We start from the raw sequence: 16,772 nt of genomic DNA, 5'->3' as shown, positions 1-16,772 counted from the left end.
CCCCGCGGGACCGTACCGCGGGGCGCCCGTCGAGTCCTTGGGGGCGTCAGAACCCGGCGACCGGGTTGTCCAGGTGCCCCACGAGCTGGAGCGCGCCGGAGGGGTCGGCGAGGTCCACCATCTGCCGGTTGTCGCGGAGCTGGAGCCGGTTGAGGCAGGACAGCGCGAACCGGGGGGCGAACACGTCGTACCGCTCGAACCGGTGGGCCAGTTCGGGTGTCGCCCGCTGGTACTCGCGCGTGACCTCGGCCACCGTGCGCCAGAAGTCGTCCTCCGCCAGGATCCCCTCGGTGGCGAGGTTCGCCGCGAGGAACCGGAAGAAGCAGTCGAAGACGTCCGTGAAGACCGACAGCAGCCTGTGGTCCTCGGGCACCTCGACACGGATCCGCCGGACCTCGGGCGGCAGCACCGCGTCGGGGTCCATGACGACGATCTCCTCGGCGATGTCCTTGTAGATCGCGCGTTCCACCACGCCGTCCCGCAGGACCAGGATCACGTTCTCGCCGTGCGGCATGTACGCCAGGCCGTAGGCGTAGAAGCTGTGCAGCAGCGGGGTGAGATAGGCCCGCAGGTAGTGCCGCAGCCACTCGGCGGGCGGGAGGCCGGAGCGTTCGACCAGCGCGCCCGCGACGGAGGCGTCGGCGTCGTCGACGTGCAGCAGCGAGGCCATGGTGGCCAGTGACTCGCCCTCGCGCAGGGACGGCACCGGGCTCTCCCGCCAGAGCGCGGCCAGCATCTTCCGGTAGGGCGAGTAGCGGTCGGTGGCCCGCTCGTACTCCAGGTGCCGGTAGCCGACGGCCGCCCGCTCCCGGATGATCGACAGGCCCGTGGACCTCAGCACGGGATCGTTCTCGATGAGCTTCGCCAGCCAGTCGTTGATCGCCGGGGTCGCCTCCATGTAGGCGGCCGAAAGACCGCGCATGAAGCCCATGTTGAGGACGGACAGGGCCGTCTTCACGTAGTGCCGTCGCGGGTCGGAGGTGTTGAAGAAGGTCCGTATGGACTGCTGGGCCAGGTACTCGTCGTCGCCCTCGCCCAGGCACACCAGGTTCCGGCGGGCCACCTCGGCGGCGAAGGTGACGCTGAGCTTGTTCCACCACTGCCAGGGGTGCACCGGGACGAGCAGGTACGCGGCGGGGTCGAGCCCCTGGCCGGTGAGGGTGGCGCGGAAGCGCTCCAGGGTCTCCTCGCCCAGTTCCGCCCGCAGGAACGACTCGTACTCGATCCCGGCGCCCGCCGTGAACGCGGCCCGCGAGCGGTGCGCGGCCAGCCACACCAGCCGGACGGGGCTCGCGGTCTCCGGGGCGTACGCCAGGTACTCGTGGACGCCGAAGCCGAGCCGCCCGTTGTTGGCGACGAAGCAGGGGTGCCCCTCGGTCATCCCGGTCTCGATGTCCTGGAAGGAGCCGCGCGCCAGCTCCGCGGCGGTGACGCGGGGTTTGGCCAGCTTGTAGCAGGCGCTCGAGAGGGTGGAGGAGATCTCCTCCAGGTAGACCGGCAGGATCTCCTCGCTCAGCCCCAGGGAGTCCTTCAGCTCGATGCAGAAGTCCAGTGCTTCGAGCGGGAGTTCGGCGCCGTCGCGGTGCCGGGTGATGGACTCGGCGTCGACCTGCCAGTGGTCGAGGGCGCGGCGGACGGCGGCGAACCGGTACCGGGTGAGCCCGTCGTCGCTGCGGACGACGTAGCGGTCGCCGTCCTCCTCGGGGCTGAGCAGCCGCTCGTGGGCGAACTCCGCGAGGGCCTTGCGCACCAGCAGCCGGTTGGCCCGCTCCCAGCGCTCGGGGGTCAGGTGGGCGACGGTGTCGGCGAGGCTCACGCGGACACCGCCTTCAGGAACCGCTCCCGCGTGCAGAAGCTCAGCAACGCCTTCTTCTCCGGCTTCCGGATCACGCGCTCGGGCACGAACCCGACCGCCTCGTTGAGGGCGTGCACCGCCTTGTTGTCCACATCGGGCTCGACCACGACCCGCATCGTCGCCGGGTCCTCGAAGAGGTGCGTCATCACGGCGGTGATGACGGCCCGGGTGAAGCCGTGCACAGGGGTGCCGGTGGGGGCGACGAGGAAGTGCATGCCGACGTCACCCGGCCGCGGCTCGTACAGCCCGACCAGCTCGCGGTGGGCCGGGTCGTACTTCTCCATCAGGAAGACGGGCTCCCCGTCGCGCAGCCCGAGCAGGGCGTGGTGGTGCTCGTCCGCCGCGATCTCCAGGTAGGCCCGCTCGACGTCCTGCGGCCTCGCGTCCCGCATCATCCAGAACGCCGCCTTGGGGTGCGTGACCCAGCCGTGCAGCAGGCCGGCGTCGGCCGCCGGGTCGAGCGGCCGGAGGGTGAAGGTGAGGTTCTCGCTGGTCATACGGCGAACTCCTGGAAGGCGATGCTCTTCTCGACCGGGTAGTACTCCGTGCCGAGCAGTTCACGGATGATGTAGGCGTTCCGGTACGCGCCCATGCCCAGGTCGGGGCTGGTGACGCTGTGCGTGTGGACGCCGGCGTTCTGCAGGAAGACGCCGCGGCCGGTGACGTCGATGGCGTAGTTGCGGGCGACGTCGAAGCGGCCGTGGCCGTCGTAGCGCAGGCGGTCGCGCACCGGTTCGAGGAAGGCCGGCGGCCGGTAGTGGTAGCCGGTGGCCAGCACCAGGCCCTCGGAGCGGATCTCGAAGTCCTTGTCCTGCTCGTCCTGGTGGAAGCCGAGCGTGTACGCGCCGTCCTCGTGGCGGGCCGTGGTCAGCGTGGAGTTGGTGAGCAGCCGGGTGGGCACCGGTCGGTCGCCGCTCTCCACGTCCTTCTGGTAGAGCAGGTCGAAGATCGAGTCGATCAGGTCCGAGTTGATGCCCTTGAACAGGCCCTTCTGCTGCTTCTCCAGCCGGTAGCGGGTCTCCTCGGGCAGTGCGCGGAAGTAGTCGATGTAGTCCGGGGACGTCATCTCCAGGGTCAGCTTGGTGTACTCCAGCGGGAAGAACCTGGGGGAGCGGGTGACCCAGTTGAGCTCGTAGCCGTGCACGTCGATCTCGGCGAGCAGCTCGTGGTAGATCTCGGCCGCGCTCTGGCCGCTGCCGACGATCGTGACGGACCGGCGGGCCTGCAGGTCGGCCTTGCGGTGCAGGTACTGCGAGGTGTGGACGACGTCGTCGCCGAGGTCCCGGCAGGCCTCGGGGACGAACGGGACCGTGCCCGTGCCGAGGACCAGGTGCCGGGCGCGGAACGTCTCGCCGGCCGCGGTGCGCACGGTGTACAGCTCGTCCTCGTGACGCACCTCGGTGACCGTGGTGCCGAAGCGGACGCTGCCGAGTCTGCCGGCCGCCCAGCGGCAGTAGTCGTCGTACTCGACGCGCAGCGGGTAGAAGTTCTCCCGGATGTAGAACGGGTACAGCCGGCCTTTCTCCTTGAGGTAGTTGAGGAAGGAGTACGGCGAGGTGGGGTCGGCCAGGGTGACCAGGTCCGACATGAACGGGGTCTGCAGGTGGGCGCCGTCCAGGAACATGCCGGCGTGCCACTCGAAGTCGGGCTTGGAGTCCAGGAAGACCCCGTTGAGTTCGGCGATCGGCTCGGTCAGGCAGGCGAGGCCCAGGTTGAAGGGGCCGAGCCCGATCCCCACGAAGTCGTAGGGGGCCGTCGGGGCTTCAGGACGCGCGGTCAAGGGACTCTCCCAGGTACTGCTCGGCGTGGCCGGCGATCAGGTCCAGGACGGCCGCGATGTCGGCCGCCGTCGTCTCGGGGTTGAGCAGGGTGAACTTCAGGTAGTGGCGGCCGCCGACCTCGGTGCCCGCGACCACCGCGTCACCGGAGGCGAACAGGGCCTTGCGGGCGTACAGGTTGGCGCGGTCGATCTCGGCGGGGTCGGTGGCCGCCGCCGGGACGTAGCGGAAGACCAGGGTGGAAAGGGCGGGTTCGACGACGACGTCGTAGCGGGGGTCGCCGGCCAGCAGCCGCCAGCCCTCCCGGGCCAGTTCGCAGACCTCGTCGAAGAGCTGCCCGATGCCGTCCGCGCCCATGGTGCGCAGCGTCAGCCACAGCTTGAGGGCGTCGAAACGGCGGGTGGTCTGCAGGGACTTGTCGACCTGGTTGGGGATGCGCTCCCGCACCATGCGGCGGGGGTTGAGGTACTCCGCGTGGTAGGTGGCGTGCCGCAGCGTGGCCGCGTCCCGGACCAGCACGGCGGAGGAACTCACCGGCTGGAAGAAGGACTTGTGGTAGTCGACGGTCACCGAGTCGGCGCGCTCGATGCCGTCGATGCGGTTCCGGTGCTTCAGCGAGGCGAGCAGCCCGCAGCCGTAGGCCGCGTCCACGTGCATCCACACGCCGAACTCGGCGCACAGCTCGGCGATCTCGGGGAGCGGGTCGATGGAGCCGAAGTCCGTGGTGCCGGCGGTCGCGACGACCGCCATGGGCACCAGGCCGTCCTGGGCGCAGCGCTCCAGCTCGTGGGCGAGCGCCACGGTCTGCATCCGCCTGTCGTGGTCGACGGGGACGGTGACGACGGAGTCCGGGCCCAGGCCGAGCAGTTTCGCGGACTTGCGGACGCTGAAGTGACTCGCCTCGGAGGCGAAGATCCGCAGTTCTGCGAAGCTGTCGCTCTTGGCCTCCTCCCGGGCCAGCAGCAGCGCCTGAAGGTTGGACTGGGTGCCGCCGGAGGTGAACACGCCGTCGGCGCCCGGACCGAGGCCGATGCGGGCGGCCGTCCAGTCGACGAGCCTGCGCTCGATGAGGGTGCCGCCGGCCGACTGGTCCCAGGTGTCCAGGGAGGAGTTGACGGCGGAGAGCACCGCTTCGCCGAGCACCGCCGGGATGACCACCGGGCAGTTGAGGTGGGCGAGGTAGCGGGGGTGGTGGAAGTACACCGCGTCGCGGAGGTAGACCTCCTCCAGCTCGTCCAGTACCGCGGCGGTGTCGCCGAGCGGCCGGTCGAGGTCGATGCCGTCGATCCGGGGGGCGAGGCCGTCGACGGTGACGCCGGTGAACGGCTTTTCGGTGGTGGCGAGTCTGGCCGCCACCCGCTCGACTCCTTCGGTCACGGAGCGGCGGTAGTGCTCCGCTGTGAGGCCATTGAGCAGGTGCGAGCGCATGTGGGGGCCCTCCGAGGGGACTGTCCGGCCTGAGGTTTAACTTAGGTTAGCCTAACCTAAGTTCTCCGGATCGGGGTACGCCTCTGCCGTGACCGGGGCCACTTCAGGGAGAGTTGCTCCGCCGTGCGCAGCGTCCCGCGGTTCACGCAGCCCTGCACCAGTAGCCCCCGCTCTCGGCTTCGCGCGAGCGGGGGCTGCGGCCGTCGCCACGGGCGTTGCTGAGGCTGCCGTTCAGGAAGAAGGCGGCTAGCTGACCTTCTTGGCCTTCTCCAGCGCCTCGGCCAGGCCGGTGAGCAGCGGCACGCACTTGTCGTAGGACAGGATCGGCTCGGGGGAGCGGGCGATGACCTGGCCCGCCTTGACCGCGGGCAGTTTCCTCCAGGTGGCCTTGGTGATGTCGGCCGGCTGGATGGCGGAGGTGCGGTCGTCCATCATGATGATGTCGGCCCGGTACTTGTCGACGTTCTCCCAGCTCAGCGACTCGTACCAGCCGCCGCCCTGCTTCTTGGCGCTCTCCGGGGGCTCGACGAAACGCACGCCGAGGGCCTTGAAGTACTCCAGGTCGATGGAGAGGTTGGTGCCGGAGACGTAGAAGAGCTGGTCGCTCGCGGAGCCGGCCATCACCTTGATGCCGGGCTTGGCCTTGGCGGCGGCGCGCAGCCGGGCCGAGGCCTCCTCGAACCGCTTCCTGGCGTCCGTCGCCTTCGCGGCCTTCATGTCCGCGCCCAGCGACTCGGCCAGCTTCCACATGCGTTCGAGCGGCTGGGTGAGCTGACGGTCGTAGACCGAGACGCCGACGCTGGGCGCGAGCTGGGCGATCTTCTTCTTCGACTCCTCGGGGACGTACCAGAGGGTGCCGGCGTCGTCGAACATGGTGCTGATGAGCAGGTCGGGCGCGAGGGCCGCGTACTTCTCGATGTTGAACTGGCCCCAGGTGTTGCCGAGAATCGTCACCTTGCTGACGTCCATGTCGCCGGCCTGGACGTCGGCCTTGCCCGCGGTGGTCTTCGTCGGGCCGAAGACGCCCTTGACCTGGATGCCGTAGTCGTACAGCGCGGCGGCTGCGCCGGTGAACGCGACGATGTCCGCGGGGACCGCGTCCAGCTTCACCGTGGTGCCGCGGTCGTCCGTGAAGCTCCAGGAGCCGGACCTGCCGCCCTTGGCCTGCCCTTCGGACCCCGCGTCCCCGCCCTTGTCGTCACCGCAGGCCGCGAGCGCGGCGCCGAGGCCGAGGACACCGCCCGCGGCGAGCAGGCCGCGGCGGGTGAAGTGGGTGGAACGGGCATGCGACATGGGTATGGCTGCTTTCGACCGGGGCGTGACCGCCCGCCGGACAGTTCGAAGGTAGGTTAGCCTAACCTCACTGAATGTCCAGGGGGCGGGGTCCGCCGCCGACACCCCGTCAGCAGCGCGAACGCGGGGCGCCGGACGGACGGGTCCGCCCGGCGCCCCGCGTTCCCGGGAGCGGCGGGGCCGTCAGCCGATCAGCCCCAACTCGCGGGCCACCAGCATCCGCTGCACCTCGCTGGTGCCCTCGCCGATCTCCAGGATCTTGGAGTCGCGCCACATCCGGGCCACCGGGTACTCGTTCATGAAGCCGTAGCCGCCGTGCACCTGGGTGGCGTCGCGGGCGTTGTCCACGGCGACGGTGGAGGAGTACAGCTTGGCCATCGCCGCCTCCTTCTTGAAGGGTTCGCCGGCCACCAGCCGGTAGGCGGCGTCGCGCCAGGCCAGACGGGCGGTGTGGGCCTTCATCTCCATGTCGGCGATCTTGAACTGGATGGCCTGGTTGGCGCCGATCGGCCGGCCGAAGGCGTGGCGCTCCTTGGCGTACTTCACCGACTCGTCCACACAGCCCTGGGCCAGGCCGGTGGCGAGCGCCGCGATGGCGATGCGGCCCTCGTCGAGGATGCGCAGGAACTGCGCGTAGCCCCGGCCCTCCTCGCCGAGCAGGTTGGCGGCGGGCACCCGGACGTCCTGGAAGGACAGTTCACGGGTGTCGGAGGCGTTCCAGCCGACCTTGGAGTAGGGCGCGGCGACGGTGAAGCCGGGCGTGCCGGACGGCACCATGATGGCCGAGATCAGCGGCCGGCCGTCCGGCTTGCGGCCGGTGACGGCGGTGACCGTCACCAGGCCGGTGATGTCGGTGCCCGAGTTGGTGATGAAGCACTTCGTGCCGTTGATCACCCACTCGTCCGTGTCCGGGTCGAGGCGGGCCGTGGTGCGGGTGGCGCCGGCGTCGCTGCCGCCGTCCGGCTCGGTGAGGCCGAAGGCGCCCAGCATCTCGCCGGAGCACAGCCGGGGGAGCCACTCGCGCTTCTGCTCCTCGGTGCCGAAGAGGTGGACCGGCATCGCGCCGAGCGAGACACCCGCCTCGAGCGTGATGGCCACCGAGGAGTCGACCCGGGCCAGCTCCTCCAGGGCGATGCCGAGCGCCAGGTAGTCGCCGCCCATGCCGCCGTACTCCTCCGGGAACGGCAGCCCGAACAGGCCCATGCGGCCCATCTCGCGGACGATCTCGTACGGGAACTCGTGCCGCTCGTAGAAGTCGCCGATCTTCGGCGCCACCACGTCGTGCGCGAACTCCTCCACCGTGCGTCGGAGTTCCTCCAGCTCGGGGCTGAGACGGTGGTCCATGCTGATCACTGATCCTTGTGGGAGAGAGCGCGGACGGTACGGGACGGGCTCGGTCGGCCCAGCTGTTCGGCCATCCACACGCTGGTGGCGGTCAGACGGTCGAGGTCGACCCCGGTCTCGATGCCGAGGCCGTGCAGCATCCAGACGAGGTCTTCGGTGGCGAGATTGCCGGTGGCGGACTTCGCGTACGGGCAGCCGCCGAGGCCGCCGGCGGACGCGTCGACCGTCGTCACACCGTGCTCCAGGGCCGCGTAGGTGTTCGCGAGCGCCTGGCCGTAGGTGTCGTGGAAGTGGACGCCGAGCACGTTCGTCGGCACGCCCTCCTCGTTCAGCAGCGCGAGCAGTTCGAGGACATGGCCCGGGGTGGCCACGCCGATGGTGTCGCCGAGGCTCAGCTCGTCGCAGCCCATGTCGCGCAGCGCCCGGCAGACGCGGACCACCTGGTGGAGCGGGACGGCCCCCTCCCAGGGGTCGCCGAAGCACATCGACACGTAGCCGCGCACGTGTGCGCCGGCGTCCTTCGCCTGCCGCACCACCGGTTCGAACACGGCCAGCGACTCGTCCACGGTGCGGTTGAGGTTGGCCTTGGCGAAGGACTCCGTGGCACTGGCGAACACCGCGATCCGGCGGGCGCCGAGCGCGAGGGCCCGCTCCAGGCCGCGCTGGTTCGGCACCAGCACCGGCAGCTCGACGCCGAGGTCCGAGACGAGCGGGAACAGCTGCTCGGCGTCGGCGAGCTGGGGCACCCACTTGGGGTGCACGAAGCTGGTCGCCTCGACGGTCGTCAGGCCGGCGCCGGCCAGGCGGCGGATGAACTCCGCCTTCACCGCCGTCGGCACGGAGGTCTTCTCGTTCTGCAGCCCGTCGCGCGCGCCGACCTCGTGGATCCGCACCCGCGAGGGCAGGTCCTGGGCCGGTACCACCATGGGCAGCCGTTCGGCGCTCACCTACGCCTCCTCCTTGGGTGCGATGACGGCCAGCACCTGGTCCATGGCGACCGTGGAGCCGGGGGTCACGTCCAGTTCGGCGACCGTGCCCGCGTGCGGGGCGGAGACGACGTGCTCCATCTTCATCGCCTCGACCACCAGCAGGCTCTGCCCGGCCGTGACCTCGTCGCCGACGGCGACCTTCACCACCGTCACCGTGCCCGGCATGGGCGCGGTGAGCGAGTCGGCGCCCGCGTGCGCCGACCGGCTCAGGGAGGCCTCCACCGGGTCGTGGTCGCGCACCTGCCAGGCGTCGCCTTCGCGGCCGAGCCAGTCACCGGCCCGGCGGAAGGTGTGCCGGACGCCGTCGAGGGTGACGGACACCCGGTCGCCGGTGACGGTGTGGGAGCCGCGCGGGGTGTACGCGACCGGTTCCTGCGCACGCAGGTGGACGACCGGCCGCCGGGGCGTGCCGCCCAGACGCCAGCCGCTCGGCACCGAGAAGGGGTCGACCCAGCCGTCGCCGGCCGGCCGCAGCGCCTCGAGCCGTACGGCCGCCGCCGCCTCGTACACCTCCTCCGGCACGTCCCCGGGGACCAGCTCGTCGACCACCCGCTCCACCAGACCGGTGTCCAGCTCGCCGGCCACCACCGCCGGGTGCGCCAGCAGCCGCCGCAGGAAGCCCGCGTTGGTCTGCACGCCCAGCGTGACGGTCTCGGCGAGCGCGGAGCGCAGCCTGCGCAGCGCCGTCTCCCGGTCGGGGCCGTAGGCGATCACCTTGGACAGCATCGGGTCGTAGAGGCTGCCCACCTCGGTGCCCTCGCTGAGCCCCGAGTCCGTGCGCACGCCGTCGCCCTGGGGCTCGTGCAGCAGCCGCACCGTGCCGCCGGAGGGCAGGAAGCCGCGCGCCGGGTCCTCGGCGCAGATCCGGGCCTCCACCGCGTGCCCGGTCAGCCGGACGTCCTCCTGCGCGAAGCCCAGCCGCTCACCGGCCGCCACCCGCAGCTGCCACTCCACCAGGTCAAGCCCGGTGACGAGCTCCGTGACCGGGTGCTCCACCTGGAGGCGGGTGTTCATCTCCATGAAGTAGTACGACGAGGGGTCGCCGCCCGGCACGATGAACTCCACCGTGCCCGCGCCCCGGTAGCCGCAGCTGCGGGCCGCCTGCACGGCGGCCTCGCCCATCGCGGCCCGGGTGGCCTCGTCCAGGAGCACGCTCGGCGCCTCCTCGATGATCTTCTGGTGCCGCCGCTGCAGCGAGCACTCGCGCTCGCCGAGGTGGACGACGTTGCCGTGCCCGTCGGCCAGCACCTGGATCTCGATGTGCCGGGGGCGGTCGACCCACCGCTCCACCAGCAGGGTGTCGTCGCCGAAGGAGGCGCGGGCCTCGCGGCGGGCGGCCGCGATCTCCTCCTCCAGCACGGCGATGTCCCGCACCAGCCGCATGCCCTTTCCGCCGCCGCCCGCCGAGGGCTTGAGCAGCACGGGCGTGCCGATCTCGCGGGCGGCGTCCGCCAGTTCGGCGTCCGTGAGGCCGCTGCCGCTGGAGCCCGGCACGACCGGCACCCCGGCCGCCTTCACCGTCTCCTTGGCGCGGATCTTGTCGCCCATGAGGGCGATCGCGTCCGCGGGCGGGCCGATGAAGACCAGCCCCGCCTCCTCGCAGGCACGCGCGAACCCGGCGTTCTCGGCGAGGAAGCCGTAGCCGGGGTGGACGGCCTGGGCGCCGGTGCGGGCGGCGGCCTCCAGCAGCCGCTCCACCGACAGATAGCTCTCGGCCGCGGACGGCGGGCCGATCCGGACCGCCGTGTCGGCCTCCCGGACGTGCCGCGCGTCGGCGTCGGCGTCGGAGAAGACCGCCACCGAGCGGACGCCCAGCGAGCGCAGCGTACGGATGACGCGTACGGCGATCTCGCCCCGGTTGGCCACCAGCACTGTGTCGAACACGGTTCCCCTCCTCACATCCGGAAGACGCCGAACTGGGGGTCTCCCAGCGGCGCGTTGGCGCAGGCCGTCAGGGCGAGTCCCAGCACCTGACGGGTCTCCATCGGGTCGATCACGCCGTCGTCCCACAGGCGGGCGGTGGCGTAGTAGGCGTTGCCCTGGCTCTCGTACTGGGCGCGGATCGGGGCCTTGAAGGCCTCCTCGTCGTCGGCGGGCCACTGCTCGCCGCGTGCCTGCATCTGGTCCCGCTTGACCGTGGCGAGCACGGAGGCGGCCTGCTCGCCGCCCATGACGGAGATCTTGGCGTTGGGCCACATCCACAGGAAGCGGGGGGAGTAGGCCCGGCCGCACATGGAGTAGTTGCCGGCGCCGTACGAACCGCCGACCACGACGGTCAGCTTCGGCACGCGCGTGCAGGCCACCGCCGTGACCATCTTGGCGCCGTGCTTGGCGATGCCGCCGGCCTCGTAGTCCCGGCCGACCATGAAGCCGGAGATGTTCTGCAGGAACAGCAGCGGGATGCCGCGCTGGTCGCACAGCTCGATGAAGTGGGCGCCCTTCTGGGCGGACTCCGAGAACAGGATGCCGTTGTTGGCGACGATCCCGACCGGGTGGCCGTGGATCCGGGCGAAGCCGGTGACCAGGGTCTGCCCGAACTCGGCCTTGAACTCGGCGAACCGCGAGCCGTCGACCACGCGCGCGATGATCTCGCGCACGTCGTAGGGAGTGCGGGAGTCCACCGGGACGGCGCCGTACAGCCCGGCCGGGTCGACCTTGGGCTCCACGGCCGGGGTGACCTCCCAGGGGAGGGACCGCCGCGCGGGCAGCGTGGCGACGATGTTGCGCACGATCCGCAGGGCGTGCGCGTCGTCCTCGGCGAGGTGGTCGGTGACCCCGGAGATCCGGGAGTGCACCTCGCCGCCGCCCAGCTCCTCGGCGGTCACGACCTCGCCGGTGGCCGCCTTCACCAGCGGCGGTCCGCCCAGGAAGATCGTGCCCTGGTTGCGGACGATCACCGCCTCGTCGCTCATCGCGGGCACGTAGGCCCCGCCGGCCGTGCAGGAGCCGAGGACGGCCGCGATCTGCGGGATGCCGGCGCCGGACATCCGCGCCTGGTTGTAGAAGATGCGCCCGAAGTGCTCGCGATCCGGGAACACCTCGTCCTGCATCGGCAGGAACGCTCCGCCGGAGTCGACGAGGTAGACGCAGGGCAGCCGGTTGTCGAGGGCGACCTCCTGCGCGCGCAGGTGCTTCTTCACCGTCATCGGGTAGTACGTGCCGCCCTTGACGGTGGCGTCGTTCGCGACGATCACGCACTCGCGCCCGCTGACCCGGCCGATCCCGGCGATCACGCCGGCGGCCGGTGCCTGCCCGTCGTACATCCCGTCGGCCGCGAGGGGAGCCAGCTCCAGGAACGGCGAGCCCGGGTCGAGCAGTGTGTCCACCCGGTCCCGCGGCAGCAGTTTGCCGCGCGCGGTGTGCCGGGCCCGCGCCTTCTCGCCCCCGCCGAGCGCGGCGGCGGCCAGTTTGCCGCGCAGTTCCCCGGCGAGTGCGAGATGAGCCTCTTCATTGGCCCGCCAGGCCTCCGACGCGGGATCGGCCGCGCTGTGAAGCTCCGGTGCCTCTTGCATTCTTGCGGTCCCCTCACCCAGTGGTGACTGTTAATGAGCGTTAACCATCTCGCTCAGGTTAACGACCGCTAACCTCGCTGTCTAGAATTACCGGCATGGCCACCAGAACCGACGCCCCCACCCGCCGCGAGCAGATCCTCAAGGAGGCCGCCCGGCTCTTCGCCGAGCGCGGCTTCCACGGCGTCGGGGTGGACGAGATAGGCGCCGCGGTCGGCATCAGCGGCCCCGGCCTGTACCGCCACTTCCCGGGCAAGGACGCGATGCTCGCGGAGCTGCTGGTCGGCATCAGCGGCCGGCTGCTGACCGGCGCCAAGCGCCGCCTGGCCGAGGCCGACGGGGAGACCGGGGCGCCGCGGGTCCTCGATTCGCTCATCGAGGGCCACATCGACTTCGCCCTCGACGACCGCCCCCTGATCACCCTGCACGACCGCGAGCTGGACCGGCTGCGCGACAGCGACCGCAAGCTGGTGCGGCAGCTGCAGCGGCAGTACGTGGAGCTGTGGGTCGAGGTGGTGCGCGAGGTCTACCCCGGGCTGACCGAGCCCAGCGCCCGCTCGGCGGTCCACTCGGTCTTCGGGCTGCTCAACTCCACCCCGCACCTCGGCCGCGCCGGCACCCTGCCGGGCCGCGCCGCCACGGCGGCCCTGCTGCACCGGATGGCCCGCGGGGCCTTCGGGGCGGCCGGAGCGGCCGAGGGCTGAGGCCCGGGGGCGCCGCCCGGCCCGCGGGTGGTCAAGGTCACCCTGGACGGCTGAACGTACCCGCCAGTATCTTGGGCTCTGAGCAAGCGCTTAGACATGCCCGAATGTCATGCCGAGGTACGTGGAGGTGGCGGTCGTGCGCCGTACGGTGTTCAACGAGGATCACGAGGCGTTCCGGGAGACCCTTCGCGCCTTCATCGAGGCCGAGGTCGTCCCCGTCTACGACGAGTGGTTCGCCGCCGGCCAGGCGCCGCGCGACTTCTACTACAAGCTCGGCGAGCTGGGCATCTTCGGGATCAACGTGCCCGAGGAGTTCGGCGGCGCCGGTATGGACAGCCACAAGTTCGAGGCCGTCCTCTACGAGGAGACCGCCCGCGCCGGCGTGCAGTTCGGTGGCTCCGGCGTGCACGTGCTGCTCGCCCTGCCGTACATCAAGATGCTGGCCACGGACGAGCAGAAGAAGCGCTACCTGCCGAAGTTCGTCACCGGCGAGGAGATGTGGGCCATCGCGATGACCGAGCCGGGCACCGGCTCCGACCTCGCGGGCATGAAGACCACCGCCAAGCTCTCCGAGGACGGCACGCACTACGTCCTCAACGGCGCCAAGACCTTCATCACCGGCGGTGTGCACGCCGACAAGGTGATCGTCTGCGCCCGGACCTCCGCGCCGACCGCCGAGGACCGCCGCCACGGCATCTCCCTGTTCGCCGTGGACACCAAGTCCGAGGGCTACTCCATCGGCCGCAAGCTGGACAAGCTGGGCCTGCGCACCTCCGACACCGCCGAACTGGCCTTCGTCGACGTCAAGGTGCCCGTCGAGGACCTGCTCGGCGAGGAGAACAAGGGCTTCTACTACCTCGGCCACAACCTGGCCTCCGAGCGCTGGGGCATCGCCTTCGGCGCCTACGCCCAGGCCAAGGCCGCCGTCCGGTTCGCCAAGCAGTACGTCCAGGAGCGCACCGTCTTCGGCAAGCCGGTCGCCCACTTCCAGAACACCAAGTTCGAGCTGGCCGCGTGCCAGGCCGAGGTGGACGCCGCCGAGGCCGTCGCCGACCGCGCGACCGAGGCCCTGGACGCCGGCGAGCTGACCCCCGCCGAGGCGGCCTCCGCCAAGCTCTTCTGCACCGAGGTCGCGCACCGCGTCATCGACCGCTGCCTCCAGCTCCACGGCGGCTACGGCTACATGAACGAGTACCCGATCGCCCGCCTGTACGCGGACAACCGCGTCAACCGCATCTACGGCGGCACCAGCGAGATCATGAAGACGATCATCGCCAAGGACATGGGCCTGTAAGGTCCCCGCAATCACCGGCGGGTACAACCACCCCATGAGCCAGGCACTCCAGGACCTCCTCGATCTGCTCGACCTCGAGCAGATCGAGGAGGACATCTTCCGCGGCCGGTCCCGCTCCGCGGTCGTGCCCCGCGTCTTCGGCGGGCAGGTCGCGGCGCAGGCGCTGGTCGCCGCGGGGCGCACGGTCCCCGGCGACCGGCAGGCCCACTCCCTGCACGCGTACTTCCTGCGGCCGGGCGACCCCGGCGCGCCGATCGTCTACAGCGTCGACCGCATCCGCGACGGCCGGTCCTTCACCACCCGGCGGGTGGTCGCCGTGCAGCACGGCAAGCCGATCTTCCACCTCTCGGCGTCCTTCCAGACGTACGAGGAGGGGCTCGACCACCAGAGCGCCATGCCGGCCGCGCCCGACCCGGCCGCGCTGCCCACCTCCCAGGAGCGGATGCGCGGCTACGCCCATCTCGCGCCCGAGGTCGTGGAGCGCTTCCTCGAGGCCCGTGAGGCGATCGACCTGCGCTACGTGGACGAGCCGCCGTACGGCAGGTTCGGCGAGCCGCGCGAACCGCACTCCCAGGTGTGGTTCCGCACCAACGGCAAGCTCGACGACGACCCTCTGCTGCACGTCGTACTCGCCACCTACGTCTCCGACATGACCCTCCTCGACTCCGTGCTGCTCGCGCACGGCCGGGGCGGCTGGGCGGTCGGGGACGTCGTCGGGGCGTCCCTGGACCACGCGATGTGGTTCCACCGGCCCTTCCGCGCCGACGAGTGGCTGCTGTACGACCAGGAGTCGCCGTCCGCGCACGGCGGCCGGGGCCTCGGCCAGGCCCGTATCTACACCCAGGACGGCCGGCTGGCCATCTCGGTCATCCAGGAGGGCGTCGTCCGCGTCCCCCGCTGAACCGGACCGCGAGCGGCTCCGGCGTTGTCCGGGGCCGCAGTTCGGGGCGGTGGGCGCGGGCGGCGCCGCGGTTCGCCGCGCCCGCCGCCGGGGGCGGACGGCCCCCGAAAACCTTTTTCGGAATGGGCGGCAAATAGTTGCCTGCTCAAAGTGACGTGTGACACATGGGGGACTAGGCTCTGGAGTGAAGCCGCAGTGCACGGCATGCCCGGTCGGCGAGGTCGCGGGACCATCGGACCTCAGCCGCGGCACCCGGGGACGCGATGGCGTACGGGTGGGCCGCAGGCGCCGGCAAGGTGACGCACGTCGTGGTCCACACGCTGCGACGACCTCCCGACCGCCCCGCTCTTCCCCTTGATCCGCGGCGGCGGCCATCCACCCAGGGATGGAAGGTATTTCCCATGCGAGCACAGCGCACGAGGCGCCTTGTCGCCCTGTCCGCCACTGGCCTGCTGCTGGCCGGCGGAGCAGCGATCGGCACGGCGGGCACCGCCTCGGCCTCTGACCACAGCGACCACGGCTCCTACAGCCACAGCCGGGACTGGGGAGACAACGACCACTCCAACCACCACAACCGGTGGTGGAACGACGATGACGACGACTACGGCTATGGCGACCACGGCGGCTATGGCGGTGACCATGGCGGCTATGGCGGCGACCACGGTGGCTATGGCGGTGACCATGGCGGCTATGGCGGCGACCACGGTGGCTACGGCGGTGACCACGGTGGCTACGGTGGCGACCACGGTGGCTACGGTGGCGACCACGGTGGCGACCACGGCGGTGGCGGCGGTGGCTACGGGGGTCGCTGAACCGGCCACCTCCTGAGATGAGGATGTGCGGCTCCGGCCACGGAGCCGCACATTCGCCGTGCCGCCCGGAGGGAGCTAGTCGAGGCCCGCCCCCGCCAGCAGATACGCCGTCATGGGGTCGTAGTGGCGCGGGCTGACCACGTGGTCGTCGAGCGGCACCGTCACCTGCACGGTTCCCTCGGACTCGGCGAGGAAGAGCGCCGGGTCGTTGCAGTCGGCGTACCCGACGGAGTCGACGCCGTGCTGTCCGGCGTACCCGGCCCAGCCGTGGTCGGCGACCACCAGGTCCGGCAGCGGGCGCCCCTCGCGCTCAAGTCCGGTCAGGATGGCCCGCATCGGCTCACCGGAGTGCGTGTGCCACAGGGTCGCGCCGTGCTCCAGGACGGCCACGTCCGCGAACTGCATGACGTAACCTTCGTCCGTCTGCAGCCCGTCCGGGATGACCACGATCTCGCAGCCGGCGGCGCGCAACGCCGCGGCCGTGGCCCGGTGCACGTCGAGCAGACCGCCCGGGTGACCGGTGGCGAACAGCACCCGCTGGCGTCCCTCGGCGGCCTTGCGCAGCCGGGCGGCCAGCCGGTCCAGCGCGTCGACGGTCAGCTCGGGGTCGATGGTGTCCTGCCCGTACCGGTACTCGGGGTCGTCGTTCACGCCCACCCGCTCGGCCATCACCGCGAGCACGTCCTGCTCGTCCGCCCAGCGGCCGCCCAGTTCCAGCCCCAGCCAGAAGTTGCGCTCGCCGTTGGCCAGCCTGCGGTAGTGGGAGAGGTTGTTCTCGCGGGGCGTGGCGACGTCCCCCGCGATACGGGTCCTCACCAGATGGTCGACGAGCTGGGCGCGGCTGGGTGTCCCGGGTATCGGCATG

Annotated in this window: 14 protein-coding genes; 4 read left to right on the top strand and 10 right to left on the bottom strand. The window is 71.2% G+C overall.

The features are described 5' to 3' along the window. Positions 1-46 precede the first annotated feature (46 nt). The 9 genes from TNCT1_RS32310 to TNCT1_RS32270 all read right to left on the bottom strand — a co-directional run bounded on the left by TNCT1_RS32310 (position 47) and on the right by TNCT1_RS32270 (position 12,199). Positions 47-1,816, bottom strand: coding sequence for an IucA/IucC family siderophore biosynthesis protein (locus tag TNCT1_RS32310; RefSeq protein ID WP_143639258.1), 1,770 nt, complete (start codon positions 1,814-1,816; stop codon positions 47-49). Further along, positions 1,813-2,352 carry a GNAT family N-acetyltransferase gene (locus TNCT1_RS32305; protein WP_143639256.1) on the bottom strand — a complete coding sequence of 180 codons (540 nt, stop codon included), beginning with the start codon at positions 2,350-2,352 and terminating at the stop codon, positions 1,813-1,815. The genes TNCT1_RS32310 and TNCT1_RS32305 overlap by 4 nt, the downstream gene beginning before the upstream one ends. After that, positions 2,349-3,635: a lysine N(6)-hydroxylase/L-ornithine N(5)-oxygenase family protein gene (locus TNCT1_RS32300; RefSeq protein WP_143639254.1), complete on the bottom strand. Its 1,287-nt coding sequence runs from the start codon at positions 3,633-3,635 to the stop codon at positions 2,349-2,351. Before TNCT1_RS32300 ends, TNCT1_RS32305 begins: the two co-directional genes overlap by 4 nt. Continuing rightward, positions 3,619-5,061: a lysine decarboxylase DesA gene (gene desA, locus TNCT1_RS32295; protein WP_143639252.1), complete on the bottom strand. Its 1,443-nt coding sequence runs from the start codon at positions 5,059-5,061 to the stop codon at positions 3,619-3,621. The genes TNCT1_RS32300 and desA overlap by 17 nt, the downstream gene beginning before the upstream one ends. Before the next feature lie 246 nt (positions 5,062-5,307). Beyond that, the gene (locus TNCT1_RS32290; protein WP_143639250.1) at positions 5,308-6,354 is read right to left on the bottom strand and encodes an ABC transporter substrate-binding protein; all 1,047 of its coding nucleotides are present in this window, start codon (positions 6,352-6,354) and stop codon (positions 5,308-5,310) included. Positions 6,355-6,537: 183 nt separating this feature from the next. After that, a complete protein-coding gene (locus TNCT1_RS32285; RefSeq protein WP_143639248.1) occupies positions 6,538-7,698 on the bottom strand; it encodes an acyl-CoA dehydrogenase family protein in 1,161 nt (386 codons plus the stop codon). Between the two features lie 5 nt (positions 7,699-7,703). Continuing rightward, the gene (locus tag TNCT1_RS32280) at positions 7,704-8,624 is read right to left on the bottom strand and encodes a hydroxymethylglutaryl-CoA lyase (RefSeq protein WP_174266531.1); all 921 of its coding nucleotides are present in this window, start codon (positions 8,622-8,624) and stop codon (positions 7,704-7,706) included. Between the two features lie 21 nt (positions 8,625-8,645). Continuing rightward, positions 8,646-10,571, bottom strand: coding sequence for an acetyl/propionyl/methylcrotonyl-CoA carboxylase subunit alpha (locus tag TNCT1_RS32275; protein WP_143639244.1), 1,926 nt, complete (start codon positions 10,569-10,571; stop codon positions 8,646-8,648). Between the two features lie 11 nt (positions 10,572-10,582). Next, positions 10,583-12,199 carry a carboxyl transferase domain-containing protein gene (locus TNCT1_RS32270; protein ID WP_143639242.1) on the bottom strand — a complete coding sequence of 539 codons (1,617 nt, stop codon included), beginning with the start codon at positions 12,197-12,199 and terminating at the stop codon, positions 10,583-10,585. A gap of 95 nt (positions 12,200-12,294) precedes the next feature. On the opposite strand from TNCT1_RS32270, the gene TNCT1_RS32265 reads away from it, so the two are divergent. The 4 genes from TNCT1_RS32265 to TNCT1_RS36050 all read left to right on the top strand — a co-directional run bounded on the left by TNCT1_RS32265 (position 12,295) and on the right by TNCT1_RS36050 (position 15,907). Then, a complete protein-coding gene (locus TNCT1_RS32265) occupies positions 12,295-12,900 on the top strand; it encodes a TetR/AcrR family transcriptional regulator (protein WP_143639240.1) in 606 nt (201 codons plus the stop codon). Positions 12,901-13,036: 136 nt separating this feature from the next. Continuing rightward, positions 13,037-14,194 (top strand): acyl-CoA dehydrogenase family protein, encoded by a 1,158-nt coding sequence (locus TNCT1_RS32260; protein WP_143639371.1) that lies wholly within the window; start codon positions 13,037-13,039, stop codon positions 14,192-14,194. A 34-nt stretch (positions 14,195-14,228) separates the two neighbouring features. Next, on the top strand, positions 14,229-15,095 hold the full coding sequence (tesB, locus tag TNCT1_RS32255) for an acyl-CoA thioesterase II (RefSeq protein WP_143639238.1): 867 nt from the start codon (positions 14,229-14,231) through the stop codon (positions 15,093-15,095). 401 nt (positions 15,096-15,496) lie between these two features. Further along, positions 15,497-15,907: a hypothetical protein gene (locus tag TNCT1_RS36050; RefSeq protein ID WP_160160447.1), complete on the top strand. Its 411-nt coding sequence runs from the start codon at positions 15,497-15,499 to the stop codon at positions 15,905-15,907. A 75-nt stretch (positions 15,908-15,982) separates the two neighbouring features. On the opposite strand, the gene TNCT1_RS32245 is transcribed toward TNCT1_RS36050, so the two are convergent. Beyond that, positions 15,983-16,771, bottom strand: coding sequence for a phosphatase (locus TNCT1_RS32245; protein ID WP_143639236.1), 789 nt, complete (start codon positions 16,769-16,771; stop codon positions 15,983-15,985). Between the last annotated feature and the right edge of the window lies 1 nt (position 16,772).

This window comes from Streptomyces sp. 1-11 (genome assembly GCF_007176755.1).
Classification (GTDB): domain Bacteria; phylum Actinomycetota; class Actinomycetes; order Streptomycetales; family Streptomycetaceae; genus Streptomyces.
The sequence above is the reverse complement of the archived record's forward strand: the minus strand, read 5'-3'. Positions and strand labels throughout refer to the sequence as shown.